Consider the following 24,699-nt stretch of genomic DNA (forward strand, 5'->3'; position numbering starts at 1 on the left):
AAGCGAACAAGATGACGGCTGTAACTTATGGGCAACCTCAAAATTTTGACAAAAAAAAGCCTACTCAAAGAGTAGGCAAGACATATATCAAGTGTTCCTGTCGGAAAAGCTACCGCGCTAGCGGGTCACACCAACATATCAATCACCCTAAAGTGAACCAATATGCTACTTGAGTCTAAAACCCTAAAAAAACAGGGCAAGATGGATGATGCGATTACTTCATATCAATCAAATTGGGGGCTTAATTGATACAAGGTGTAATCAACCCTTAAAACTCATCGCAAACAACCCGCCACGCAAAGCTTGAGTACAGATCCAAGATTTTTGCCAGTAAACGTGTTGAATTCCAGTATAAGACATAGTCAATGCTCCAAAACAAAGTTGTAAAAATCACTCTAATGAAACTTGGTTGATAATCATCATCAGCCGCAGAGTCAACTTGTCGCTCGGTTCCTTGGAGAGTTATCCATCCTGGATAGACTAGAGGTGGTAGACACTGTGTCTAACCAACGAAAGCCATTATATATAAATGTAATTTTATTACAAGTATTTTTTATCATATTTTCTTCTAAAGCTCATTTTGTTGTTTTATTACACCAATATGACGATATATTGATATAAAAAACTATCAACATGGTCAATATATGTTCTAAAAACAAAAAAGGCAGGCCTAAGCCTGCCTCTAACATAATCTATTCGGTTACTGACAAAGATGATTAAACAGCGCCACTAAGGGGGTTGCTGTAGGTTTGCCATAAAGAGGGTCACCTTCCGTCGCACTGCCAGCAATATCCACATGGCTATAAGCCAGCGGTTTAGCACTGCTTAAGCCATGTTGTTGCAGACCCGATGCTTGTAATAAGAAGGCTGCAGGATATTGATGCCCCCTCGCTGTCACCGAGGATGGCGCATTGTTGGACGAGATAATATCCGCTGCCGCTGAAGGATCGACAATCTTCTGATAATCTTCACGGCGCAAACGCGACAGTTCAAGCGGCTCGCCCCAAGCTTCGCCTACTGCTTGCAGTCGTTCGCCCACTTGTTGATCTCGCGCCACGGCATTTTCGACCACAGCGGTATAACCGCCATAAGCACGCACCACATGTCCGGTCAATGTTGCAACCGAAAACAGCTGCGCATTAACGGCATCGGCCGCTTTTAAGCGCAGATGTGATAACAGATCCGCCAACACTAAACGCCCTTCGGCATCTGTGTTACCAATACGCACTCGCACGCCTGCATGGCTGGTGATGATCTCATCGGTAACAAAGGCTTCGCTGCCAATACTGTTTCTGACTAAACCCAGTTCGGCCACCACACGGATCCCCTTGGGTTTAAGTAGTGACAAGGTTTTCATTAACCCTGCAACCGCCGCCGCGCCACCTTTATCTCGGCTCATGCCCGCCATACCACCAGCCACTTTAATATCGGCGCCGCCGGTGTCATACACCACCCCTTTTCCGGCAAAGAAATAACTGCGCTCAATCTCACCTTCACCGCAATATTCCAGCTTAACCACGCGGGGTTGATGACGAGGTACGGCAAACGAACTACGCCCCACCGCGCTGAGCAGAGGATAATCGCGTTCTAGCACATCGCGATCTTCAACCACTTCAATAGCCAAACCCGAATCGGCAAAGGCTTGCTGGCAATACTGGGCAAACATAGGTGCTGACATCCGCTCAGGTTCTGTGCCGCAAAGATCGCGAGCGAGATGACGTCCAGTTTCGATGGCGTTTAACACCTGAGCCTGTTGGTCTGACACCAACAATCCAATCGCTTGCATCTGTGGCTTTAAACCTAAGGCTTCACGGCGTTCTAAAGCTTGCCAAAGTTCTTGTCCACAAGCTAACGCAGAAACGGCCAACGACTGTTGATATTTTTCAGCGCTATGGGGCGCCACCACCAACAATGGCTTAATGGCTCCCGCCTCTTTGGCGATGGCTAAGCCCTTACGCGCCGCATCGGCATAGGCTCGTACATCTTGGATATCATCTTGAGGATTCAATAACGGCGAAATAATCAATCGACCACCAGCAAGGCCTGGAGCAAACAGTAACGTCGCACTGCGCCCTATTCGCGCATCGATATTCGCGCCATGACTAGCGAGTAAACTGATTTCATCAAACGCAATAGCATCTAGGCTTGGGGTCACCACGATAACGGCATCCCAGCCGCTACCCTCAAAAATTGCATCGTTATCATTTACATCAACAAAATTAATCGCCGTCATATCCATTCCTATGCTGGTTAATTCGAATTGTTTCTTGGCCGAAACATTGAGGGCATTATTCCTGTGTGAATAAACAATGCCAAGTAAATTAAGATTATAGCTTGAGCAATGTGGCAACTTTGGCTGACACTTTTTAATGCCAGCGCTACTGAAACCCCTGCAGCCTTTTGACACTGTGATAAACTAGCGCCAATCTTGATCTCTACGACCTTTATTATAAAGAGGAGTTAGTCCGTGAGCACATTAAGTCAGTTGCAGCCTCAAGCGCTTTGGCAATGGTTTGAGCAGATCTGCGCCATTCCCCATCCTTCAAAACATGAGCAGGCACTCAGCCAATACATCCAAAACTGGGCTAAAGATAAGCAGCTTAGTGTTGTTGAAGACAAAGTCGGTAACCTGATCATCAAAAAACCTGCCACCCCTGGTATGGAAAATCGTAAAGTTGTCGCGCTACAGGCACATATCGATATGGTGCCGCAGAAGAATGCCGATAAAGTCCACGACTTTGAAAAAGATCCTATCGAAGCCTATGTTGACGGCGATTGGGTTAAGGCCAACGGCACCACACTAGGTTCAGATAACGGTATCGGTATGGCGTCAGCGCTAGCGGTACTGGGTAGCGATGATATTCCTCATGGTCCATTAGAAGTCTTACTGACAATCGATGAAGAAGCGGGCATGACCGGCGCATTCGGTTTAGAAGCCGGTTACCTAGACGCTGATATTCTGATCAACACCGACTCTGAACAAGAAGGTGAGATCTACATGGGTTGTGCAGGTGGCGTCGACGCCCAAATCACTGTGCCTATGGTGTGGCAAGCGGCCGAGCCAAGTCACTCGACTTACACCCTGTCACTGTCTGGTTTAAAAGGCGGTCACTCTGGGGTGAATATTCACTTAGGTCGCGGTAATGCCAATAAGTTACTGGCCCGTTTCCTGTTTAATCACGCCGATGAACTGGCTCTTGAATTGACTAACTTCACCGGTGGCTCGCTACGTAACGCCATCCCACGTGAAGCCAGCGTTAGCTTTATGATGCCAAGTGCTAACTTAACTCGTCTTAATGAATTAACAGCCGAGTACACCGAACTTGTTCGTCAAGAATTAGCCATCGCCGACCCAGGCATGATATTAACTATCAGCGAAGTGCCTGCGGCCACTCAAGTGATGAGCGAAACCACGCAAAACACCCTGATCGATCTGCTACACGCCTGCCCTAATGGCGTAATACGTATGAGCGACGAGATAGCAGGCGTGACAGAAACTTCACTTAACGTTGGCGTTATCAGCACCGAAACCGAATCTGTTAATATTCTTTGCTTAATCCGCTCGCTAATCGACTCTGGTCGTGAAGAAGTAGAGGGTTTCCTCAGCGCACTTAGCAATTTAGCGGGTGCAGAGGTTGAATTCAGCGGCGCTTACCCTGGTTGGAAACCTGACAGCAGTTCACCAGTCATGGCGATAGTAAAAGACACTTACGAGGCGATTTACAACAAAGAGCCAGTGATCATGGTGATCCACGCAGGTCTTGAATGTGGTCTATTTAAAAAGCCTTATCCAGAGATGGATATGGTTTCGATTGGCCCCACCATCCGCTTCCCACACAGCCCAGACGAGATGGTGTTAATTGAAACCGTCGAACAATACTGGAAACTGTTACTCGCGGTTCTGGAACGTATTCCAGAAAAAACCTAAATAGGTAATTAATGAGAAAAGGCGTCGATGTTAATCCATCGGCGCCTTTTTTGTTAGCAAACAAAATGTTGCGTCGATATCAAATTCAACGATGCAAGTCTTGTCGTACCAAACGCCAACTTTAACCCTCATTGCTTTGAATTTCTTGCTGCTGGCCCCTCGTGCAAACCCATTTGTGACACGGTGAGTGAAGCACAGCTTCTAACTTACGAACGAGAGGCAAGGATGCCGAACTGGCTTTTAAACACTGAATCGTCAAGGAGGACCGCCCCTAAACCGAGTTTTCCTTCTCTTCGATTTGACCTTACTGGGACCACTTGGACAATTACAAGTTAACTCATATCTGGACAAAAGTATCTTGGCCTTCGAATGAAGGTGTTGGCATTTTTGTGGTTTAACATTTGGCTGAATTAGTGTTGGTAGAGTGTCTTTGAAATTAGTATCTTCACTGTTACCAATCGCCTGTCCGGCGAGGAATGTGCAGATACTGCTGCTACACACCGTGAATCCATCCGTGGAGGCTCGACGATGGCATCCCTGCCATCAACGTCCGCAGCCGCATCTACACAGGGTCATTTTATCCCTTCGATTTAGCCTTACGGGTATCACTCGGGCAATCAACAGTTAAATTGTTTTTGGACAGAAATAAGTTAGTGCTAATACTCAAAACCCTCTAGCTCACATTACGATAAGTAAGGCTTAATTCAGAACCATTCCGGAAATTGTTGTGGTCTGCTTCTAATTGACAGGTAAAGTTAGATTAGTGCCACAATAATAATTTGTAGAAAATAACCCGAGTTTAACGATTGAAAGGAGTTACTTTGGCTATTAATTTTGAGACCAGCACAAACATTGAACATGGTTATGTATTAAAGCCCCATATAGAAAAAGACATGGAAGAATTTCCTATAATCTATGATAGGTTTTGTGCAGCAATTTATATGGCAACAATGGCTTGTAGCAAGTCAAATACTCCTCAAATTAGTGAAGAAGCAAGAAAATCCGCTTATTTAAGGGCATCCCTAGCTGAGTTTGCAGGGCTAGTAGATATACTAAGCGTTACGATGCCGCACATCCCTAAGTATCTATATAGCCATTATAAAAGTAGCAATGCCTTATTTCATATGCTTAATCTACTCAGAAATTACAATATACATTTGGCCAAGAGTTCTCTTGAGCAAAAGACCATAAAAATTCGATATCTTTTTGATATGGAGAATGAGCACGATCGCACAATTGATTACATCTCAAACCTATCCGTGACAGAGTTAATGCGATTAAATTGCGCAAAATGCTATACAAGAAAACAGTTAGAAGAACTAGTGCAATATTTCGAGTATCAGCAGCATGAATTCGGGATTCAAACTTTAATCGAGAAAGGTATATTAGATTTTTCTGAACATGTTTTGGAGCTCTTAAAGAATACATCTAAAAAGGAATAATGGGGTTGGGAAGAATAATGTGAAATAGCCTCAAGTTTAATTCTAAACTAATTCGTTTAAGTGTAGTGGATAACAGATATTGGCCACTGTTTTGTAAATTACTGTAATAACTTGGAGTCTATCATTAGATAAAATTATGTCATTAGCACTAGTTTGTAACTAACTTAGCGGCAAAACCAAGTTAGCTTTTTAATTAGCGACTCGCACCAAATGAAGTAACATCGAAGAGATTAAATAACCCTGTGTAAACGCGGTTTTGACCTTCGAAATCATGGATGATTTCGCAGAGCCCACATGGACGTGCTTGCGGCGTGCCAAAAGCGTGTTTGCACATTCGCTCACCGCAGGTGATAGATTGCCATGAAGGCACACTTTCAAACACCCTTTCCAAAAAGAACTCAGCCAAACGCTACACAGCAAATAACAAAAATGCCAAACCTTCATTTCAAGGCCAATCCATTTTGGGGCAAAACCAAGTTAGCTTTTGAATTAGTGAATCACATCAAATGAAGTAACATCGAAGAGAGTTAATAACCCTGCTCAAACGCGGTTTTGGCCTTCGAAATCATGGCCGAAAATGTTCCTGACATCTTTCGGCATTCCCAACTTCCTTGTAGGTCAGATGATTTCGCAGAGCCGATATGGACGACGCACAACGATATCCCTATCTAAAAGCCAGTTCGACAATCCCTGTCTCTCGTTCGTGGGCTCGAAGCTACGCTTCACTCACTGTGCCAAAAAGCGTGTTTGCACATTCCCTGCGGGACAGGCGATAAGTAACAATGAAGTGGCAACATCAAACACAGCCACCGATACCAAATCAGCCTGAAGCTAAACTAAAATGTGAAACGGTTAACACCTTAACCAGCTAGAATCCGAGATCCAATTGCCCGCCATCCACTTCTTCAGAGTCAGAAATGACAGCGCCACTCTCTAATCCCACCGAGACCCCCAATAACCGAATACCGCGTCCGGCTCGGCGTTCTAACGCCTGAGTTAACAGATCATAAAACAGTTTCACCGAAACCTGATCGCTGCGATGTTCTATGGTGGTCTGTTTGAAATCATCAAACTTGAGTTTCACCACTTGCTTGCTGATCCTGCGCGATTTAGCGCTGCGCGTGAGGCGGGTATCTAGCTCTTGCAGCAGTTGTGGCATCACCTGTTCACACTGTTCATAGGTATAAATATCTTGCGCCAAAGTAGTTTCGACGCCCACCGATTTGCGCTCTCTATGGGGCGAGATACCACGGGCATCGATTCCTTTTGCCCGCTCGGATAACACCAAGCCGAACTTACCAAAACGCTCGACTAAGGCGGCCTTCGAATACTGCTGTACATCGGCGCAGGTCAATAAACCTAACTGTTCAAGTTTGGCAGCGGTGACTTTACCGACGCCAGGGATCTTAATCAGTGGTAGGGTTAGTACAAAGTCATCCACCTGCTCGGGGGGGATCACGTATTGGCCATTGGGCTTATTTAAATCTGAGGCGATTTTGGCTAAAAACTTAACCGGGGCGATGCCCGCCGATGCGGTGAGTCCAGTAAGTTCAAAAATCTCTTGGCGAATAGACTGAGCAATCAAAGTCGCTGAGCCTTGGTGCACCTTGCAGTCAGTGACATCCAGATAGGCTTCATCTAACGACAGAGGCTCAATCAACTCGGTATAGCGAGCAAATACACTGCGGATCTGCGCCGATACTTCCTTGTATACCGACATGCGTCCAGATACGAGAATGAGATTCGGACAGAGCTTTAATGCATAAGCCGATGCCATTGCCGAACGCACACCAAATTTTCGCGCTTCATAATTACAAGTACTGATCACCCCGCGGCGATCGCTACGCCCGCCCACCGCAATGGGTTTACCTTGTAATTCAGGAAAATCGCGCATTTCAACGGCAGCGAAGAAACAATCCATATCTACATGGATAATCTTTTTCATCGACGGTTACCTCCACCGCCAAGAATACTGTATATTTAAACAGTGCTCAATATACAAAATGCTCCAAGGGCAAAAGTTTGCTCTTTGCCAGCAGGCATTCAGCATTCACACCAATCAGCGGCGCTGAATCGAGAAATAAAAAAAGTAGCCCGTAGGCTACTTTTTAGACCGATATTAACAATAACAGTAAATGGGGTTTCCCCCTGATTTTAACTTAAATCTTAAACTGCTGAATATTGTCCGAGAGTGCGACTGTCACCTGTTGGAACTGACGCAGGCTGTCGCTAAGGGCTTCGCTGGAAGCTAGCGACTCATCCGATAAACCACGGACATTCTCAATATTACAGGCAACCTCTTCGGCTACCACGGCTTGCTGACCAATAGCGCTGGTGATTTCTATAGTTTGCTGCTGAATGGCTGAAATTGCACCCGAAATACTCGCCAGCGCCGTTTCAACCTGACTGGTAAGATCTTGGCTGATATTGGCCTGCTCGACTCCTGACTCCATCACCTGCTCGGCTTCTAAGGCGTTCTGCTGTAGCGTTTGAATGATCTCTTGAATGTTAGCGGTTGAGTCTTGAGTGCGTGACGCCAGCGTACGTACTTCATCGGCAACCACCGCAAAACCACGCCCCTGCTCACCCGCTCTTGCCGCTTCAATTGCAGCATTTAGCGCTAACAAGTTAGTTTGTTCGGCAATACCGCGGATCACACTAAGCACTTCACCAATCTGCTCTGAGCTAGTTCGTAAATGCCTGATCACCCCTGCCGCTTCGACAACTTGATTTGAAAGCGTTGCCATGCCTTGTGAAGCTTGCGCTACGATAGCGGTACCAGCATTCGATTCAGACTCGGCTTGTTCGGCAAATTCAGCGGCTCGCTGAGCACTATTGGCCATCTCTTGCGAGGTGTGTGCCATCTCGGTTGCCGCTGTAGCGACTGACGCGATCTCTTGCTTTTGTTGAGTCACGTTGACTAAGGCTTGCTCACACACGACTACTGCATTTTCGACGCCGGTATCAACCTTGACAGTCAGATCACGAGTCTGTTGCAGCATGGTTTGCACTTTCACTGCAAACTGATTAAATGCCGCACCTAGTTGGCCAATTTCATCTTCTCTGTCCATGTGAATACGCTGAGACAGATCGCTATCGCCCTGGGCAATATCTTTCATTGCCGCCAATAGTTTATTCATTTGGGTTCTGAAGGGTTGCAACATCAACCATACTGTCAGGCCCATTAATAACATCAACACAACCGCTAAAATGGTAGCGCTAAACATCGCCTCCTGTACTGGCGCTTCAATCACCTTCATTGGCAACATAAAGCCCAAATACCAGTGTTGCTGCGGATATTCACCGCCCACACTAACGTAGCTAACTCGTTGCTCAACCCCTTTAAAAGTGACTTCAGCAAAACCTGAACTGGCACCTTGAGTCATCTGCTTAGTTAACTTTGCAAAGCCTTGAGTTTGTTTGAATTGGCTATCGACTTTTGCCGCATTGGTTCCGGGAGGAAAAGCATCGGTAAAGCCAGGAAAATAAACCAGCTTGCCGTCTTCGGTGATTAAGAAAGCCTGACCTTGGCCTTGATATTTAAGTGACGCCAGCAGCTCACTGCCAATAGTATCGATTAAGATGTCCATGCCACCAATACCGATAAACTCGCCTTGAGGGTTACGAATAACCGACTTTACCGTTGCAGAGATAGAACCATCGTTGGCATCGACAGCGGGATCGGTAACATACATCCCATTTTTATCTATCCCTTCTTGCCACCATGGGCGCTTGTTGGTGTAGTAACTGGCATCGTTATAGCGTCCATTTAAGTCAAAGTATTCGAACGTATTGGCCGAGCCAAAAAACACCGATTTAATATCGCTATCGGTATCGGAGAAATGACGGAAATACTTCACCAGATCTTGGTAGCGAGGATCATTATCGACATTACTGAGTCTTTGCTTGTAATTGCTAAACCAGTCGAGCACCGCAGGAGAAGAGAATACCGCATCAACAACTTTGGCCTTTGCGATAAAGTAACTACTAACCTCATGGGATTTAAGAGTAACTAGGCTGGTTAAATCACTGTCGATTTGTGCTCGTGTACGCTCACTCTCTACATTGACCAAGTAAACAGAAACCAATATCAGTAATACCGCTAACGCTCCCACAATAGAAGCCACTAACTGCAAACTTAAAGAGCGTTTAATCATGCCCATTACACATCCTTTTTGTCGTTATAGTTATAAGGTGGACATAATAATTTAACAGAATTTTTTTCAGATGAAATGGGGCTAAGCTAATTTAAATGTTACAAATAGCTATTGGCTCTAGCTAATACCAAGCAGTATAAGTCATTAACAAAAAACCGATATCCGCTGACGAAACAACGAAGATATCGGTTTAGGAGTTATCTATTGCAACTTACCTTTATAAATCGTTGCTCAGTTCTGGGTCGCAGAGCTTAACGATTTTGCCTGAATGTAGCGGCAAAGGCGCATTACATCTTAGATTGTAAGTAGTTCTGTAACCCAACCTTGTCAATTAAGCCTAACTGCTTCTCTAACCAATACATATGATCTGACTCGGTCTCTTCGAGTAGCACTTCAAGTAGCTCACGCGAGGCGTAATCTTTCTTATCCTCACATAAAGCGATAGCCTTACGTAAATTGTCGGCGACCTGATATTCATAATTTAGGTCGTTTTGCAGCATCTGCTGGGGGTTCTCACCGATATTAAGGGCTTCACGACTAGCAACGTCGGGCTTGCCTTCGAGAAATAGGATACGCTCGACTAACTTCTTAGCGTGTTCACGTTCATCATCAGACTCATGAGAAATACGCTCATGCAGCTCAGTTAAGCCCCAATCGTCATACATCAAACCATGAACGAAATATTGGTCCATCGCCGATAGTTCACCCGTCAGTAGTTGATTGAGTGTATCGATAACTTGTGGATCACCTTTCATCTTAATCTCCTTATTCTGACTCTATCTGCGTCTGTAAATAGTTTTGAATACCTGTCATGGCAATCAAATCTTGCTGCGCTTCAATCCAGTCGAGGTACTCCTCTTCATCTTCGAGAATATCTTCGAGGATCTCACGGCTGATATAATCTTGCTCAGTCTCACATAACAAGATCACTTCACGCAGTTCGACGAGTTGTTCTTCAAGCATGGTTTTATCACACTGCAACATCTCTTCTGGTTTTTCACCAATTCGCAGTTTTTCTAGCTGTTGTAAATTAGGTAAGCCTTCAAGAAACAATACCCGTTCGATAAGCTTGTCGGCATGCTTCATATCCTTGATCGACTTTTTATAACACTTCTCGTTGAGCTCTTCTAAACCCCAATTTTTATACATGCGGGCATGCAGAAAATATTGGTTAATCGCTGTTAATTCAAAAGTCAGTATCTTATTGAGCTGACGAATTACATTAGGATGGCCTTTCATCTGATATCCCTATTGTGAAAAATTGATTTAGATCAATTTCTATACTAGGACAAAAAAAATGCAAAAACAAATTAACATTAAATTTCAATTGGTTACAAAAGAAAATCATTCTCATTAGCAATTCGTTTAAGATTAAAAAACCTATAAAATCAATTCACTTGATGACCATAGCTTGAGTCGATGATGCTTAGAATAAATCTGTGTAAATGAGAGTGTTTTAATAAGGAACAACGCTGAGGACTAGGCAAAGAGCAACCTGAGATCTGGATAAGCAGAATCGCTTAATAGGTATATTTTCAAAACAATCATTTATACCATTGATTTAGCTTGCTAAATTTTCGACACTCGTTATCCCAAGTTCAGGTTAAGTAGATTCAGTGGGGAGGAAGAGCGGCTTTTATTGTTGAGGCAATAAAAAAGGCTCTATGGATAGAACCTTTTAAATCAGTGAAGCACTTATATGTAGATGTCACTTACAGCAATCGTTTGCTAACTTGGCGTTGCTAAATTTAGCTTTGCCAATCAAATAATGCGGTTTTTAGTGAGTTTTTCCTGTCTGGCCTCTTCGGCCATTTTGGCTTTACGCTTATCACAGGGATCATCGCAGTCACAGGCTTTATCGATACCTAAGGCACCTAAGCCACCACAGCTGCCCGCTACGGCTTTTTGCTTAATAATGTAACCAATTGACATTAAGACAAAAAACAGAAGTAATACTACAAAAGCTGCTAAAAAAGTGCCCATCACTTACTCCAGTTGTCATTGTTCAGACAAAAGCCAAACGACACAAAAATAATAAAACCATCACTGCTTGAGCTTGAATCCGGCAAGCATCAGCATTAAAGCGCGCCTTATTCTATCACAATCCAACAAAAGGCTTAAAGGCATCACTGTAATAGACCTTGAAGCCCTCGGCTTGCTTTTCAATTAGCATGATAGCTAGGTTTTGCTCTTTAGCCAGCTTCAATGAAGCCTCTGTACCTAACACCATCATGGCTGTGGCATAACCATCGGCAATCATACTTTGAGGGTGCAACACTGTCACCGAAGCCAGTTTGTGGTCAACAGGATAACCGTTCCTAGGATCGATAATGTGAGTGAAGCGCTGACCTTCCTCTTCGTAGTAGTTACGGTAATCACCAGAGGTAGCCATTGCCATGTTACCCGGTTCAATCACTTGCTGAACCGCGCGTTCGTCAACATCTGGCTGCTCTATGGCAATACGCCACGCACTATCATCGGCTTTAACACCGTAAACACTGACTTCGCCACCAATCTCAACTAAGTAACCTTTAGGTTGATACTTAGCTAAAATGCTAGCCACTTTATCAACCCCAAAACCTTTAGCAATTGAAGACAAGTCCACATATAAAGTAGCAATATCTTTGCTTAAGGTACGGCCATCGACAAACAGGTGTTGAATTCCAGTTTTAGCTTTAGTCTCAGCGATCAGTTCAGGGCTTGGCACTTTGATCGGACGCTTATCTGGCCCGAAGCCCCACAAATTAACCAATGGACCTAGGGTAATATCCAAGGCGCCATCAGTCTTGTTATACAAGTCGATACCGGTTTTAATCACTTTAGCGGTATCTGGAGACACCTGAATTTTAGCGGCAAGCGTCATCTGGTTAAATTGCGACAACTCCGACTTTTTACGGTAAGTCGACATCTGATCATTAACCGCTTCTAGGGCTAAATCGATTTCAGCCTGCAACAGTTGTTCATCAGGAAATTGCTCCCCACCGACAAATTTAATGTGGTAGGTGGTGCCCATGGTATTACCCGACAACGAGATAGTTTCTAGCGGTTTAGCACAAGCTGAAACAAAAAAGGCTAGTCCGATGAAGACTAACCCCTTTACTAAGGTCTTAAACATATTGACCATATTCCTTAATAATTTCACTGCTTAAGTTGCTGCTCTGTCCATCCAAACACAGATAAAGTGCTTGGATGAACTGAGTAAGACTTATCGCAGATATTATCACCAGAATTGACGATTAGCCGCCGAAGTCATCCAATAAGATGTTTTCATCTTCAACGCCCAAATCTTTGAGCATACCAATAACTGCCGCGTTCATCATTGGAGGTCCACACATATAGAACTCACAATCCTCTGGCGCGTCATGGTCACGTAGGTAGTTTTCATACAATACGTTATGGATAAAACCTGTGTAACCATCCCAGTTATCTTCTGGTTGAGGATCAGACAGTGCAACATGCCAAACGAAATTATCGTTTTCTGCCGCTAGACCATCAAAGTCTTCAACATAGAACATTTCACGTTTCGAACGCGCACCGTACCAGAAACTCATCTTACGCTTAGAGTTTAGGCGCTTAAGTTGGTCGAAAATGTGAGAACGCATTGGCGCCATACCAGCACCACCACCAACGAATACCATTTCAGCGTCGGTGTCTTTAGCAAAGAACTCACCAAATGGACCTGAAATCGTCACTTTATCACCGGCTTTTAGGCTCCAGATGAATGAAGACATCTTACCGCAAGGGAGTGACAAGTTACGTGGAGGCGGAGTCGCGATACGAACGTTAAGCATGATAATGCCTTCCTCTTCAGGATAGTTCGCCATCGAGTACGCACGAATGGTTTCTTCGTCAACTTTAGACTCAAGGTTAAAGAAGCCGAAGTGCTCCCAGTCGCCACGGTATTCAGCTGGTACGTCGAAATCAGCATATTTAACGTGGTGAGCAGGCGCTTCAATCTGAATATAACCACCGGCACGGAAAGGCACAGACTCGCCATCAGGGATCTGTAGCTTAAGCTCTTTAATGAAGGTCGCTTTGTTATCGTTAGAGATAACTTCACATTCCCACTTCTTGATACCGAAGATCTCTTCTTCCAATTCGATTTCCATGTCGCTCTTAACGTTTACCTGACAAGATAAACGGCAGCCGCCACGGGCATCGCCCTTAGAAATATGATCCATCTCAGTGGGTAGAATATCGCCACCACCTGATTTCACGATAACTTTACATTGGCCACAAGAGCCACCGCCGCCACAAGCTGATGAAACGAAGATACCGTTTTCAGCCAATGCGCCAAGTAACTTGCCGCCTGCACCGGTTTTAATTGCTTTATCTGCATCACCATTGATGCCGATAGTGATATCGCCACTTGGTACTAGCTTAGATTTGGCGAAAAGAATCACCAAAACTAATAGCAGTACTATGGCAGTAAACATACTCACACCGAGATATACGTCGATTGGAGTAGCTTCAATAATACCCATGAACTTATCCTTTAAGGTTCAAAATCAGAAACCGTTAAGGTGCCTCTTACAGAGACACACCTGAAAACGACATGAAACCTAACGCCATCAAGCCAGCCGTAGCGAAGGTAATACCTAAACCACGAAGACCATTTGGCACATCAGCATATTTTAGTTTTTCGCGAATACCCGCGAGCAAGACAATCGCCAATGCCCAACCGATACCAGAACCGATGCCGAACACAAAACTTTCACCTAGGTTGTAATCACGCTCAACCATGAAAGATACCGCACCGAAAATCGCGCAGTTTACTGTGATCAAAGGTAGAAAGATCCCCAGCGCGTTGTATAACGGTGGGAAATACTTATCCAATGCCATCTCAAGGATTTGAACTAAGGCCGCGATAACACCGATGAAGGTAATGAACTTAAGGAAGCTCAAATCTGCATCAGGTACGCCAGCCCAAGCAAGTGCACCAGGTGCTAACAAGCCTTGATAGATAATTTGGTTAACGGGTACTGAAATCGCCAATACCACAATAACGGCAACACCTAAGCCCATAGCTGTAGTCACTTTCTTAGACACAGCCAAGAAAGTACACATACCGAGGAAGAAGGATAAAGCCATGTTTTCAATGAAAACAGAACGAATTAACAGACTAATATAATGTTCCATTACGCTTACCCTTTTGCTTCTACTTGTTCAGGCTTCATAGTACGGATAATCCAGATCAATGCCGCAATCAGGAAGAACGCACTAGGTGGTAGCAATAACAAGCCGTTTGGCTGATACCAACCACCGTCAGAAATCTTACTTAAGATTTCAACGCCAAATAGTGAGCCATTACCAAAGAGTTCACGTACAAAACCAACTGATAATAAGATAGCACCGTAACCCAGACCGTTACCGATACCATCCATAAAGCTCATCATAGGTGGTGTCTTCATAGCGTAAGCTTCGGCACGTCCCATCACGATACAGTTAGTGATGATTAGACCAACGAATACCGACAGCTGCTTAGCTACGTCATAAGCGTAAGCTTGAAGGACTTGGTCAACCACAATAACTAACGAAGCAATAATGGTCATCTGTACGATAATACGCACACTGCTTGGAATGTGGTTACGGATCATCGAGATAAACAAGTTAGATAATGCCGTTACCGCTGTCAGTGCAATGGTCATAACCAAAGCAGTTTCCATTTTACTGGTCACAGCTAGGGCACTACACACACCCAAGATTTGCAGTGCAATCGGGTTGTTACTAATAATAGGTCCGGTTAGAACCTGTTTAAGTTCTTTTGCATCAGCCATTAGTTCAGCCCTCCGTTGCGCGCCTTATCGATAAAGCGAGCATAACCTTCTTCACCCAACCAGAAATCAAGTGAATGCTGTACACCGTTACTGGTTAGTGTTGCACCTGATAGTGCATCAACACCATGAGCAGATTCAGCAATAGCAGGGTTCTTAGTTACTTTAATCGCCAGATTACCTTGGTCATCATAAAGTTTCTTACCTTCCCATTTAGCAATCCACTTAGGATTTTGAACTTCACCACCCAGACCTGGGGTTTCACCAGAACCAGTAAAGTCATAATAAACTAAGCTTCGAATGGTATTGAGGTCAGCCTCTACAGCAAGGAAAGCGTACATAGTTGACCACAGGCCATAACCTTTAACAGGAATAATAACGGTTTGAAGTTTACCGGCATCATCACGAACCAGATAAATAACACCTTTGTTAGCTACACGCTTAACTGACGCGATGTCGTTCTCTGGTTTAAACGATGTATCAACCGTACGAGCCGCTTTTTCAGTGTCAAATGTATCAGCGTTACCTTCAACCCAGTCACCAGACTTAAGGTCAACTAACTTAGCTTCAACATATTTGTCGTAAGTTGTTAGAATGTCAGCCTTGCTTACTTCTCCAGACTTAGTATCCAGCAAGCCTGCAGCTTCAAGAATGTACTTTTGCTTATCAAGCAATTTGTTCTCTTGCTGAGTTGGCTTTAGTAATACTGCGGCAGTCGATACAAATACCGAACAGATAAAACATAATCCAACAACAACAAACAGCGTTCTACCGAACGAATCTTTATTACTAGCCACGAGCAATCCTCCGCTTGATATTCGCTTGAACCACGAAGTGGTCAAATAGCGGCGCAAATAGGTTGGCGAACAAGATGGCCAACATCATACCTTCAGGGAAAGCGGGGTTAATGACACGAATAAACACGGCCATTGCACCAATTAAGATACCGTATGCCCACTTCGCTTGGTTGGTGAAAGACGCCGATACTGGGTCTGTCGCCATAAACATCATACCGAAGGCAAAACCACCTAAGACAAGGTGCCAGTACCAAGGCATAGCAAACATTGGGTTAGTGTCGCTACCAATTGCATTAAGCAACATAGATACCGCAATCATACCCACCATAACGCCGGCAATGATGCGCCATGAAGCGATACGGGTGTAAACGATAACTAAACCACCTAGCAAAATAGCCAGAGTAGAAACTTCACCTACAGAACCAGGAATGAAACCAAAGAAGGCATCCCACCAGTTTTGATTAAAGCCATAATCCAGAGTACCTTGAGCGGCTTGACTCAATGCTGTTGCACCCGAGAAACCATCAGCCACGATCCAAGTAGTATCGCCTGACATGTTTAATGGGTAAGCAAAGAATAGGAAAGCACGACCCGCAAGCGCTGGGTTTAAGAAGTTACGTCCAGTACCACCGAAGATCTCTTTCGCCACAACCACACCGAAGGTAATACCTAGTGCAACCATCCACAGTGGAATTGTTGCTGGGAGGGTCAGCGCGAACAGAATAGAGGTAACGAAGAAACCTTCGTTAACTTCGTGGCCACGTACTGAGGCGAACAACACTTCCCACACGCCACCAACGGCGAATGTCACCGCGTAGATAGGTAGGAAGAAACATGCGCCATACCACATCAAGGCAGCAACGCCTGAATCTGCAGTTAACTCAGTACCAAACAGACCGAACAAGGCTGTTTGCCAAACATCAGGAGCCGCAAAACCGGCAACCAATGCTTCTTGAGCTTGAAGACCTACGTTATACATACCAACAAACATCGCAGGGAATGCACAGGCCCATACGGTGATCATCATACGTTTTAGGTCGAGGTTATCACGTACATGGGTACGACCCTTGTTAACGTGACCAGGGGTATAAAATACCGTGTAAGCGGCTTCAAAAAGCGCATACCACTTCTCGTATTTCCCGCCCTTTTCAAACTGGGGTTCAATACTTTTGAAAAACTCTTTTAAGCCCATTAGCCTTCCCTCACAATCGTATCTAAACAGTCACGTAGGTAAGACGCATAGTCGTATTTACCAGGACATACGAAAGTACATAGTGCCAAATCTTCTTCATCTAACTCCAACGCACCTAATCTTACTGCGCCATCAGTGTCACCAGACACTAAGTCACGTAACAACATGGTTGGAAGAATATCGAGAGGCATCACACGCTCATAGTTACCGATTGGCACCATTGCACGGTCAGAACCACCTGTACTGGTTGTTATGTTGAACAAACGAGATGGTGATAAGTGACCTAAGAAAGCGCGAGTGATTGAGAACTTATTCGCACCAGGCATTGCCCAGCCGATAAACTCTTGCTCGGTTCCCTCTTCAAGTAGCGATACTTGGTTATGGAAACGACCGATATAAGCGTGAGCGCCAACGGCAGTTTTACCGTTAAGAATTGAACCCGCAATAACGCGAACTTCGCCTTCTGCAGTTTCATTGGCAAGCAACTCAGTTGTCGATGCGCCACCTAAAGTGCGAATCAATCTTGGTTGCAATGCTTTCGGTCCTGCAACGGCAACCACACGCTGAGTATTTAACTCACCGGTAGTAAATAGTTGACCGATTGCGATCACATCTTGATAGCCGACATGCCAAACGCTACGAGTAGCAGAAGCTGGCAGAACAAAATGGATATGAGTACCGACAAGACCCGCAGGGTGTGGGCCGGCAAACTCTTCAACCTGTGCATTTGCCGCTGGAATATCAGCACCTGCAGCTTTACATAAGTAAACCTGACCTTGAGTCAATCTTGATAATACGGTCAAACCGTTAGCAAAATCGTCTTTGTGCTCGTTAATGATAACGGCAGGATCGGCGGCGAGAGGTTGAGTATCGATAGCGGTAACAAAAATACCTGCTGGACTTGCATCAACGGCAGGCGCTTTGCTGAAAGGACGTGTACGTAATGCGGTCCACAAACCTGATTCAATCAAGTTGTCACGCACTAGTTGCTCATCGAGAGAGGCTAAAGCTGAGGCATCATATTTAGCAAAGGAAACACTGTCGTCTCCTTCAACTTCGATGACAACAGACTGAAGCACACGTTGAGCGCCCCGGTTAATTTCTGAAATTGTGCCACTGGCTAAAGCAGTATATTTAACACCAGGATTCTTTTTGTCTTCAAAAATCACCTGACCTTTTTGCACTTTATCACCTACTTTGATTTTCATCGTAGGACGTAAGCCAATATACTCTTCACCCAAAGTAGCTACATGTCTAATGGCTGGGCCATTATGGATAACTTGCTCTGGTCCACCGATTATAGGTAGATCCAACCCTTTCTTTATTGTAATCATATCCACAAGCACTACGTTATGAAGGAAAGATAATGCGTCGCGTTCCTGCTAAATACGATAGATTTTCAAACAAAAGCTATCACATTGAGCTAGCGCAGATTTATTACAGAAATGCGATCGCAATCACGCTGGTCGGGCGCATTTTACAGCAAATGAATCGTTATCGCTATGGAAAATATAGGTGTTTTCAAATGTGGAAGTGATTTTGGCAATGGGAGATCATTCACAATTCAACGATTTTTTGTGAATTAGCTAAAAGCGAATTAATTTAGCCCCTTGTCCTAGCAGGGTTATCTAGCTTTATCCCAACTCAAGTCTAGGTTTTAGGCTGATCAATCACGCCAATGAATGGCCAAATTTGATCGCGGTAAAATTATACAATACTGGGGTGAACACTCATTTACTAACAAGTAATATTAGCTCTACTTCATGAATAAGCTTGTTCAGCCTTTTTGTTGAGCCACAATATAGAATCAAAGCCATTAAGCCAAAACCTCGCAATAAAAAAGCAGCCTAGTTGGCTGCTTTATTCAATGACAAAACTAAGTGTTTATAACCCTTTAAGGATCTCATCACTTAATTTCAGGTCATCATTTTTATTCACATTAACGCCAGCTGCAATGATATTGCGTGCAATGGCTTTGGCTTGATCTAACGAGTGCATTTCATAAGTACCACATTGATACTCATTTAGCTCTGGGATCTCAGATTGTTGCTCTACTTTAAGCACATCTTCCATAGCCGCTAACCAACTTTCAGCAACGGTCGCTTCATCTGGTGTACCAATCAGGCTCATGTAGAAACCGGTACGGCATCCCATAGGTGAGATATCGATAATTTCCACTGTGTCACTGTTTAGGTGATCACGCATAAACCCGGCAAAAAGATGCTCAAGGGTATGAATGCCGCGCTCACTTAAAATATCTTGATTCGGTACGCAAAAGCGTAAATCAAAAACGGTAATTTTATCACCACCTGGTGTTGTCATCGTTTTTGCAACGCGCACAGCTGGCGCATTCATACGGGTATGATCAACAGTAAAACTATCTAATAACGGCATTGCTCTCTCTCCCTGTTTTGCCATAGTGAGGCTCTATAAACCACACTACAACAAAGCTAAAATCTCTTGATGACGCTAAGCTCTTTCAACATCATCTTAAAAAGCCCTAACACTAAGGCCATTATAAAACCTACTTCTGTTACCGCTCTACTGACGCTAGTTTTGTTTTACAACTAAAACGCACCATAAAAAACTAACAGCTATTGGTGACTTTTAATTAGCCGCGGCACTTTGGCGAAACAGGTACATCATTCTCTGTTTGCCATTCAGATGGAGTAAAAGTATGCATAGACAAGGCATGAACGCCATTGGCTAATTCATCGGCTAACAGTTCATTGACACTTCGGTGTCTGGCAAGCAAACGCTTACCTTCAAATACCTCAGTCGCCACAATCACTTTAAAATGCGTTTCCGAATTAGGTGGCACGTGATGATTATCGCTTTCGTTAATCACTTCTAAATGCACAGGAGAAAACGCCGCATTTAGCTTTTCATAAATGTTCTGTTCTACTGACATACGTTTCGTCTCTATATGAGTACAAATATGGCGGAAGGTTACTTTGATGCTATCAAAAGGTCAACTCTCCACCAGCCTCTGCTGTATTATGCTTTGAACCCGCTTACAATTAAGATCAAAAGCAAAACTCATGTCGATTTTTGGCATGTTCATCGCAAGCTTATGAGAAAAATATCGCTAGCGCGAACTCAGCAATTTATTCTAATACCAATCAAAGTAAATTAGTGAACAGCCCGTTTGTAACAGAAAAGGACGCAGGAAAAATTGTCGAGAACAAGGCGTAAATTGCAGTAACTAGTTATTCTAATAATAAAATTTACAACACGGTTATCGGCGATTTTAACTAGCAAGCATGATCAGATAATTACTGCGATTAGTATAATACCGCTTTAAAACTCTAAAGTTATTGATGATAGCCTGGTATCAACTGTCTAAAGGTTAAATTTAATCGCATTTCTTTAATCGCCATACGTTTTGGCAATGAATGTTGCCATTGCTGTTGCATCGGCCAATGCATAATTAATAAATCACCACTTTCCAAGATGATTTCCACTTTCTCTTGCGTCTGTTTATGACGCAGAAAAAACGGCCGACTCGCCCCTAATGTGACCGAAGCAATATCTGAGCCTGGCGTGATTTCTGGCTCATCATCACTGTGCCAGCCCATCGATTGTTGGCCATCTTCATAGCGATTAACCAATACACCATTAGTTAATAAGCCCCAATCTCGATTGAGTTTTTCTCGTAAACGATGAGCATATTTAGGCCAAGACAAGGCTTGGATTAATAAGCCCGAATAAAGATAATCACAGCCCTTGTCGGCAAACCACACTTGGCTTCTGGGGATCGCATGCGACTTACCATAGACTTCGATGCTCGGACGACAAAATGGATATTGCCTCGCCTCTTGGATCAGTGCCTGTTGTTGTTCATCAGATAAATAGCCTTTAACTAAGGTGATTGGCGCACGCTTTTCGTCAAGCCCTGTTTGAGCCTCAGGTTCTTGAGTATCAGCTGCTTTCGCCTCAAGCTCTTGTGCCTCATCGAAATCTAAAAATGATTGCTGCACGGCGGCTACTCTCCTAACGCTTACTCTCTAAAATCGCCACAAAAAACGGGGGCTAATACCTAATACTATCAGCCTAACACCAACCTCTACTTACTATACCTTATGGGCTAAATCTGCGATAATCGCCAGTCAGATTTCAACCTAGTAACCAGCAATGACCACTCAATTTTCCGTCGCCGATATCGAACTTGAACTTTTGCGCTACCCTCCCAAACAAGAGGCTAACTTGCAGGCTTGGGATGCCGCCGACGAACATCTGCTCAAGCAGATGACAGAAAATGAGCAAACAGCAGTGACTACGGCAGTCATTAACGATAGCTTTGGCACGCTGACGTCTGCGCTATCACATATCAATAGTCAGTGGCCAATCATAATTGAAACCGATGCTAAAACCAGCCAGCTCGGCGCTCAGCAAAACCTTGAGCGTAACCAGCTAAACAACCCCAATATTGAGTGGCATCACAGCAGAGCACTTTTACCACAAGGTATCGAACTGGTATTAATGAAGCTGCCTAAAAACCTCAACTATTTTGCCCACCAGCTCGATAGATTATCGCAAGTGCTGACCAAAGGTACGCCTGTGTATATTGGGGCTAAAGCCAAGTCGATCAATAAAGCTTTACTGGCGCTTATTGAGCAGCATTTAGGTCAAGCAAACGCCAGCCTAACTTGGAAAAAGACCCGAGTGATCACGTGTATTGCCGACGGTAAAGCTCGCCCGCTCGCCAGCGAAACCACTTGGACTATTCCTCAGTACTCTTTATCCATCAACAACCTAAGCAATGTGTTTGCCGCGAACAAGCTGGATATCGGTGCCCGATTTATGCTGGAGCAGATGCCGGAAGGAAATTTCAATACCGTTATCGATCTCGGCTGTGGTAATGGCGTATTAGGACTGAGAGCAAAACAACTTTACCCTAATGCACATATCCACTTTGTCGATGACTCGGAAATGGCCATCGCGTCGGCGCGAAGCAACTGGCATGCAAACCAACTCGATAACCCTCAAATAACGGGGGAGCAAGCCAGTTTCCACTGGGATGATTGCCTGACCCATTTAGGCGAGGATGTCGAGCCAGGTTTGATCCTGTGTAATCCCCCTTTTCATCAAGGCGAAGCCATCACCGACCATATTGCTTGGCAGATGTTTTTAGACGCCTACAGAAAACTCAAATCAGGCGGGGTTTTACATGTGGTTGGTAACCGCCATCTGGCCTACCATGTAAAACTCAAACGTATCTTTAAAAACTGCACCACAGTAGCGGCCAATGGTAAGTTTGTGATCCTGCAATCCAAAAAGTAAATGCGATAATACGGACTCATTGTACGTTCGAGTCCGTATTAGCCACACGGGTTTTCACTTGTTTACTTGAAGTTTGTTGTGTTTGAGGCGGCGCAAACAAGATAGCCATAGGATGCTTAAAACTTAATTCTTTTGCCAAGACATCACGCCACATATCACGCCACTCACTGAAGATCACCACCAGCGGATTAAAACTGTTCACCGGCTTGGTGATGCCATAGTCCACGGTTTGCAGCTCTTCGACGAAACTACCAAATAAGCGATCCCAGATGATTAACACGCCAGCGTAGTTTTTATCGATATATTGTGGGTTACGTCCATGATGGACTCTATGATGCGAAGGTGTATTAAAAATCCACTCCAAAGGTCCTAACCGGCCAATCGCCTGAGTATGAACAAAAAACTGCAGCCCTAAATTGAGTAGCACAACAAACACCACCCAGTTAGGATCGAAACCTATAATCACCAGCGGCAGCCAGAACAGCCACATTCCCGCCAATGGATACATCAGACTCTGACGAAATGCAGTGCTGAAATTCATGTTTTCCGAACTGTGGTGAACCACATGAGCCGCCCACATCCAGCGCACCCTGTGACTCGCGCGGTGGAACCAGTAGTAACAGAAATCTTGAGCTAAAATCAGCCCCAAGAAACTCCACAGATTCATTTCAATATCAAATAGTCGCCAGCCAAACACCCACAGGTACAGTTTGGCCACTAACAGCCCAGCTAAAATATCGGCAGCCTGATGCAGGCCGGCCAGACTAAAATTGCACAATACCTCTGGCAGGTGATATTTGGCACTCTTAGGCGTTGTGGCACTTTTATTACCCAAATACCATTCCAATAAAATGCACACAAAAAAGAGTGGCGCTAATACTAATAGCAAGATCTCAGGATGAGAGATCAGCCCATTAAAATCCATTTTAAGCTTCCTGGCGTCGTAAAAAAATAATGATAAAAACCAATGCTGCTAATCGCTGTCACCCAGAACATAATCAGTTTTGAGCTTACACATTCACTTTTACCAACGAGCGAAATGATCTTCACATAAACCCAGCACTTGGTGCAGTTGATGACTCACGCCATCATTATCGACCAATACCCCATCAAAATAGCCAAGATATTGCTTAAAGTTACTTTTAAGTAACCACAAATTCCGTTGCTCCTTACGACAATTTCGCGGATGAAAGTCCAGCTCAACTCGGCCATCTTGCGAATAAATTCGCCAACTGGCATTAGCTCCTTCGCGGCGAGAAAACTCAAACTGCACCGGGCCTAACAGATGCCTAGCGCCATCGATCCAAAGCACATTTTCATTACAGCCAGTTTCATTCACTCCAGCGGCTAAATTAAGCCCCAGCACCTTGTCGCCAATAAAACTGTTAATACTCCCCCAGCGCCAACTGGTTTCTCGGCGCATATAACCTGCAGAAAAATCATAACCCGCTAACGCCTGATTCAACGGCTGCGGCTCATGATTAATCGTTAGTGTTCCCTTGGGCTTGAGGCCATTATGCTTTTGGGTATAGGTCCAGCCGTTGTATCCGGTGGGATTACACATGGCCATTGGCAGGCTCAAAGGCATCGGCACCAACTCAAGGGAAGCAGTAATTTGTGCCGTTTTTATTTCAAGCTGCCATACACCTTCGAGCAGATTAAATTCGATACGGTTACTTCGAGTACCAATCTTGGCTCGCCCTGAAAAAGGCGACGCCGATAACTGATAACCTAACCCCAAAGGCCTTAACCAACTGGTCTCAATTAAACGATTGGCTTTGATATCGAACAGATAACAAAAGCCGCTACCCAGATAACGAATATCGGCAATGGCCAGGCCTACCACAAAACGTGGTGTCACTATTGATATAAATTGAAACTGCTTAAAGTCGAAATGGCGCGCCAAGCTTCCTGCAGGCTTGTCCATCACGGTTTGATATTGAAAATGCGCTAGCCCTAGGGTCTGTACTGGGCCGTCAAAATGGCCAAATTGCACCTGGCCCGAGGGCAAAATCAGCGACTCTGGCGCCACCTGCGTTAGCAGTGTTTTTGAGACAGTTTGCATCACCATGATTAACTCGACAGCCTCGGAAAATTAAATATTTGAATGAAATTTACTCTAACGG

Annotated in this window: 22 protein-coding genes; 3 read left to right on the top strand and 19 right to left on the bottom strand. The window is 44.5% G+C overall.

Annotation, left to right across the window (positions count from 1 at the left end; genetic code table 11):
• Positions 1–700 precede the first annotated feature (700 nt).
• Positions 701–2,233 carry a leucyl aminopeptidase family protein gene (locus L1D21_RS10425; RefSeq protein ID WP_239845182.1) on the bottom strand — a complete coding sequence of 511 codons (1,533 nt, stop codon included), beginning with the start codon at positions 2,231–2,233 and terminating at the stop codon, positions 701–703.
• A gap of 234 nt (positions 2,234–2,467) precedes the next feature.
• Between L1D21_RS10425 and L1D21_RS10430 the strand changes: the two genes are divergently transcribed.
• Both L1D21_RS10430 and L1D21_RS10435 read left to right on the top strand, forming a co-directional pair.
• Positions 2,468–3,928, top strand: coding sequence for an aminoacyl-histidine dipeptidase (locus tag L1D21_RS10430; RefSeq protein WP_239845183.1), 1,461 nt, complete (start codon positions 2,468–2,470; stop codon positions 3,926–3,928).
• 821 nt (positions 3,929–4,749) lie between these two features.
• A complete protein-coding gene (locus tag L1D21_RS10435; protein WP_239845184.1) occupies positions 4,750–5,370 on the top strand; it encodes a hypothetical protein in 621 nt (206 codons plus the stop codon).
• Positions 5,371–5,563: 193 nt separating this feature from the next.
• On the opposite strand, the gene L1D21_RS10440 is transcribed toward L1D21_RS10435, so the two are convergent.
• The 16 genes from L1D21_RS10440 to L1D21_RS10515 form a co-directional block, all read right to left on the bottom strand.
• Positions 5,564–5,740, bottom strand: coding sequence for a hypothetical protein (locus tag L1D21_RS10440; RefSeq protein WP_239845185.1), 177 nt, complete (start codon positions 5,738–5,740; stop codon positions 5,564–5,566).
• A gap of 498 nt (positions 5,741–6,238) precedes the next feature.
• Positions 6,239–7,315 carry a DNA polymerase IV gene (dinB, locus tag L1D21_RS10445; protein WP_239845186.1) on the bottom strand — a complete coding sequence of 359 codons (1,077 nt, stop codon included), beginning with the start codon at positions 7,313–7,315 and terminating at the stop codon, positions 6,239–6,241.
• Between the two features lie 214 nt (positions 7,316–7,529).
• Positions 7,530–9,533 carry a methyl-accepting chemotaxis protein gene (locus L1D21_RS10450; protein WP_239845187.1) on the bottom strand — a complete coding sequence of 668 codons (2,004 nt, stop codon included), beginning with the start codon at positions 9,531–9,533 and terminating at the stop codon, positions 7,530–7,532.
• Positions 9,534–9,814: 281 nt separating this feature from the next.
• Complete coding sequence (gene bfr, locus L1D21_RS10455) at positions 9,815–10,282, bottom strand: bacterioferritin (RefSeq protein ID WP_239845188.1); 468 nt, start codon at positions 10,280–10,282, stop codon at positions 9,815–9,817.
• A 10-nt stretch (positions 10,283–10,292) separates the two neighbouring features.
• Positions 10,293–10,766, bottom strand: a complete 474-nt coding sequence (gene bfr, locus L1D21_RS10460; protein ID WP_239845189.1) for a bacterioferritin — start codon at positions 10,764–10,766, stop codon at positions 10,293–10,295.
• A gap of 522 nt (positions 10,767–11,288) precedes the next feature.
• Positions 11,289–11,510 (bottom strand): (Na+)-NQR maturation NqrM, encoded by a 222-nt coding sequence (gene nqrM, locus L1D21_RS10465; protein ID WP_239845190.1) that lies wholly within the window; start codon positions 11,508–11,510, stop codon positions 11,289–11,291.
• Between the two features lie 115 nt (positions 11,511–11,625).
• Positions 11,626–12,642: an FAD:protein FMN transferase gene (locus tag L1D21_RS10470; protein ID WP_239845191.1), complete on the bottom strand. Its 1,017-nt coding sequence runs from the start codon at positions 12,640–12,642 to the stop codon at positions 11,626–11,628.
• Positions 12,643–12,763: 121 nt separating this feature from the next.
• Positions 12,764–14,011 (bottom strand): NADH:ubiquinone reductase (Na(+)-transporting) subunit F, encoded by a 1,248-nt coding sequence (nqrF, locus tag L1D21_RS10475; RefSeq protein ID WP_239845192.1) that lies wholly within the window; start codon positions 14,009–14,011, stop codon positions 12,764–12,766.
• A gap of 46 nt (positions 14,012–14,057) precedes the next feature.
• Complete coding sequence (nqrE, locus tag L1D21_RS10480) at positions 14,058–14,666, bottom strand: NADH:ubiquinone reductase (Na(+)-transporting) subunit E (RefSeq protein ID WP_239845193.1); 609 nt, start codon at positions 14,664–14,666, stop codon at positions 14,058–14,060.
• Between the two features lie 5 nt (positions 14,667–14,671).
• Positions 14,672–15,304, bottom strand: coding sequence for an NADH:ubiquinone reductase (Na(+)-transporting) subunit D (locus L1D21_RS10485; RefSeq protein WP_239845194.1), 633 nt, complete (start codon positions 15,302–15,304; stop codon positions 14,672–14,674).
• Positions 15,304–16,098, bottom strand: a complete 795-nt coding sequence (locus L1D21_RS10490) for a Na(+)-translocating NADH-quinone reductase subunit C (protein ID WP_239845195.1) — start codon at positions 16,096–16,098, stop codon at positions 15,304–15,306. The genes L1D21_RS10485 and L1D21_RS10490 overlap by 1 nt, the downstream gene beginning before the upstream one ends.
• Positions 16,091–17,290 (bottom strand): NADH:ubiquinone reductase (Na(+)-transporting) subunit B, encoded by a 1,200-nt coding sequence (locus tag L1D21_RS10495; protein ID WP_239845196.1) that lies wholly within the window; start codon positions 17,288–17,290, stop codon positions 16,091–16,093. The genes L1D21_RS10490 and L1D21_RS10495 overlap by 8 nt, the downstream gene beginning before the upstream one ends.
• Positions 17,290–18,624, bottom strand: coding sequence for a Na(+)-translocating NADH-quinone reductase subunit A (locus tag L1D21_RS10500; RefSeq protein ID WP_239845297.1), 1,335 nt, complete (start codon positions 18,622–18,624; stop codon positions 17,290–17,292). Before L1D21_RS10500 ends, L1D21_RS10495 begins: the two co-directional genes overlap by 1 nt.
• Positions 18,625–19,174: 550 nt before the next feature.
• Entirely contained in the window at positions 19,175–19,684 is a 510-nt protein-coding gene (gene luxS, locus L1D21_RS10505; protein WP_239845197.1) for an S-ribosylhomocysteine lyase, read from the bottom strand.
• A gap of 217 nt (positions 19,685–19,901) precedes the next feature.
• Positions 19,902–20,201, bottom strand: a complete 300-nt coding sequence (locus L1D21_RS10510) for a BolA/IbaG family iron-sulfur metabolism protein (RefSeq protein WP_239845198.1) — start codon at positions 20,199–20,201, stop codon at positions 19,902–19,904.
• 403 nt (positions 20,202–20,604) lie between these two features.
• On the bottom strand, positions 20,605–21,162 hold the full coding sequence (locus L1D21_RS10515) for an alpha-ketoglutarate-dependent dioxygenase AlkB (RefSeq protein WP_239845298.1): 558 nt from the start codon (positions 21,160–21,162) through the stop codon (positions 20,605–20,607).
• Between the two features lie 262 nt (positions 21,163–21,424).
• On the opposite strand from L1D21_RS10515, the gene L1D21_RS10520 reads away from it, so the two are divergent.
• Positions 21,425–22,573, top strand: a complete 1,149-nt coding sequence (locus L1D21_RS10520; RefSeq protein WP_239845199.1) for a methyltransferase — start codon at positions 21,425–21,427, stop codon at positions 22,571–22,573.
• A gap of 16 nt (positions 22,574–22,589) precedes the next feature.
• On the opposite strand, the gene L1D21_RS10525 is transcribed toward L1D21_RS10520, so the two are convergent.
• A complete protein-coding gene (locus L1D21_RS10525; protein WP_239845200.1) occupies positions 22,590–23,498 on the bottom strand; it encodes a sterol desaturase family protein in 909 nt (302 codons plus the stop codon).
• Positions 23,499–23,597: 99 nt separating this feature from the next.
• The gene (locus L1D21_RS10530) at positions 23,598–24,644 is read right to left on the bottom strand and encodes a DUF2804 domain-containing protein (RefSeq protein ID WP_239845201.1); all 1,047 of its coding nucleotides are present in this window, start codon (positions 24,642–24,644) and stop codon (positions 23,598–23,600) included.
• Positions 24,645–24,699: the final 55 nt, after the last annotated feature.

Source organism: Shewanella sp. Isolate11, from assembly GCF_022398315.1.
In the GTDB taxonomy this organism is placed as follows: domain Bacteria; phylum Pseudomonadota; class Gammaproteobacteria; order Enterobacterales; family Shewanellaceae; genus Shewanella.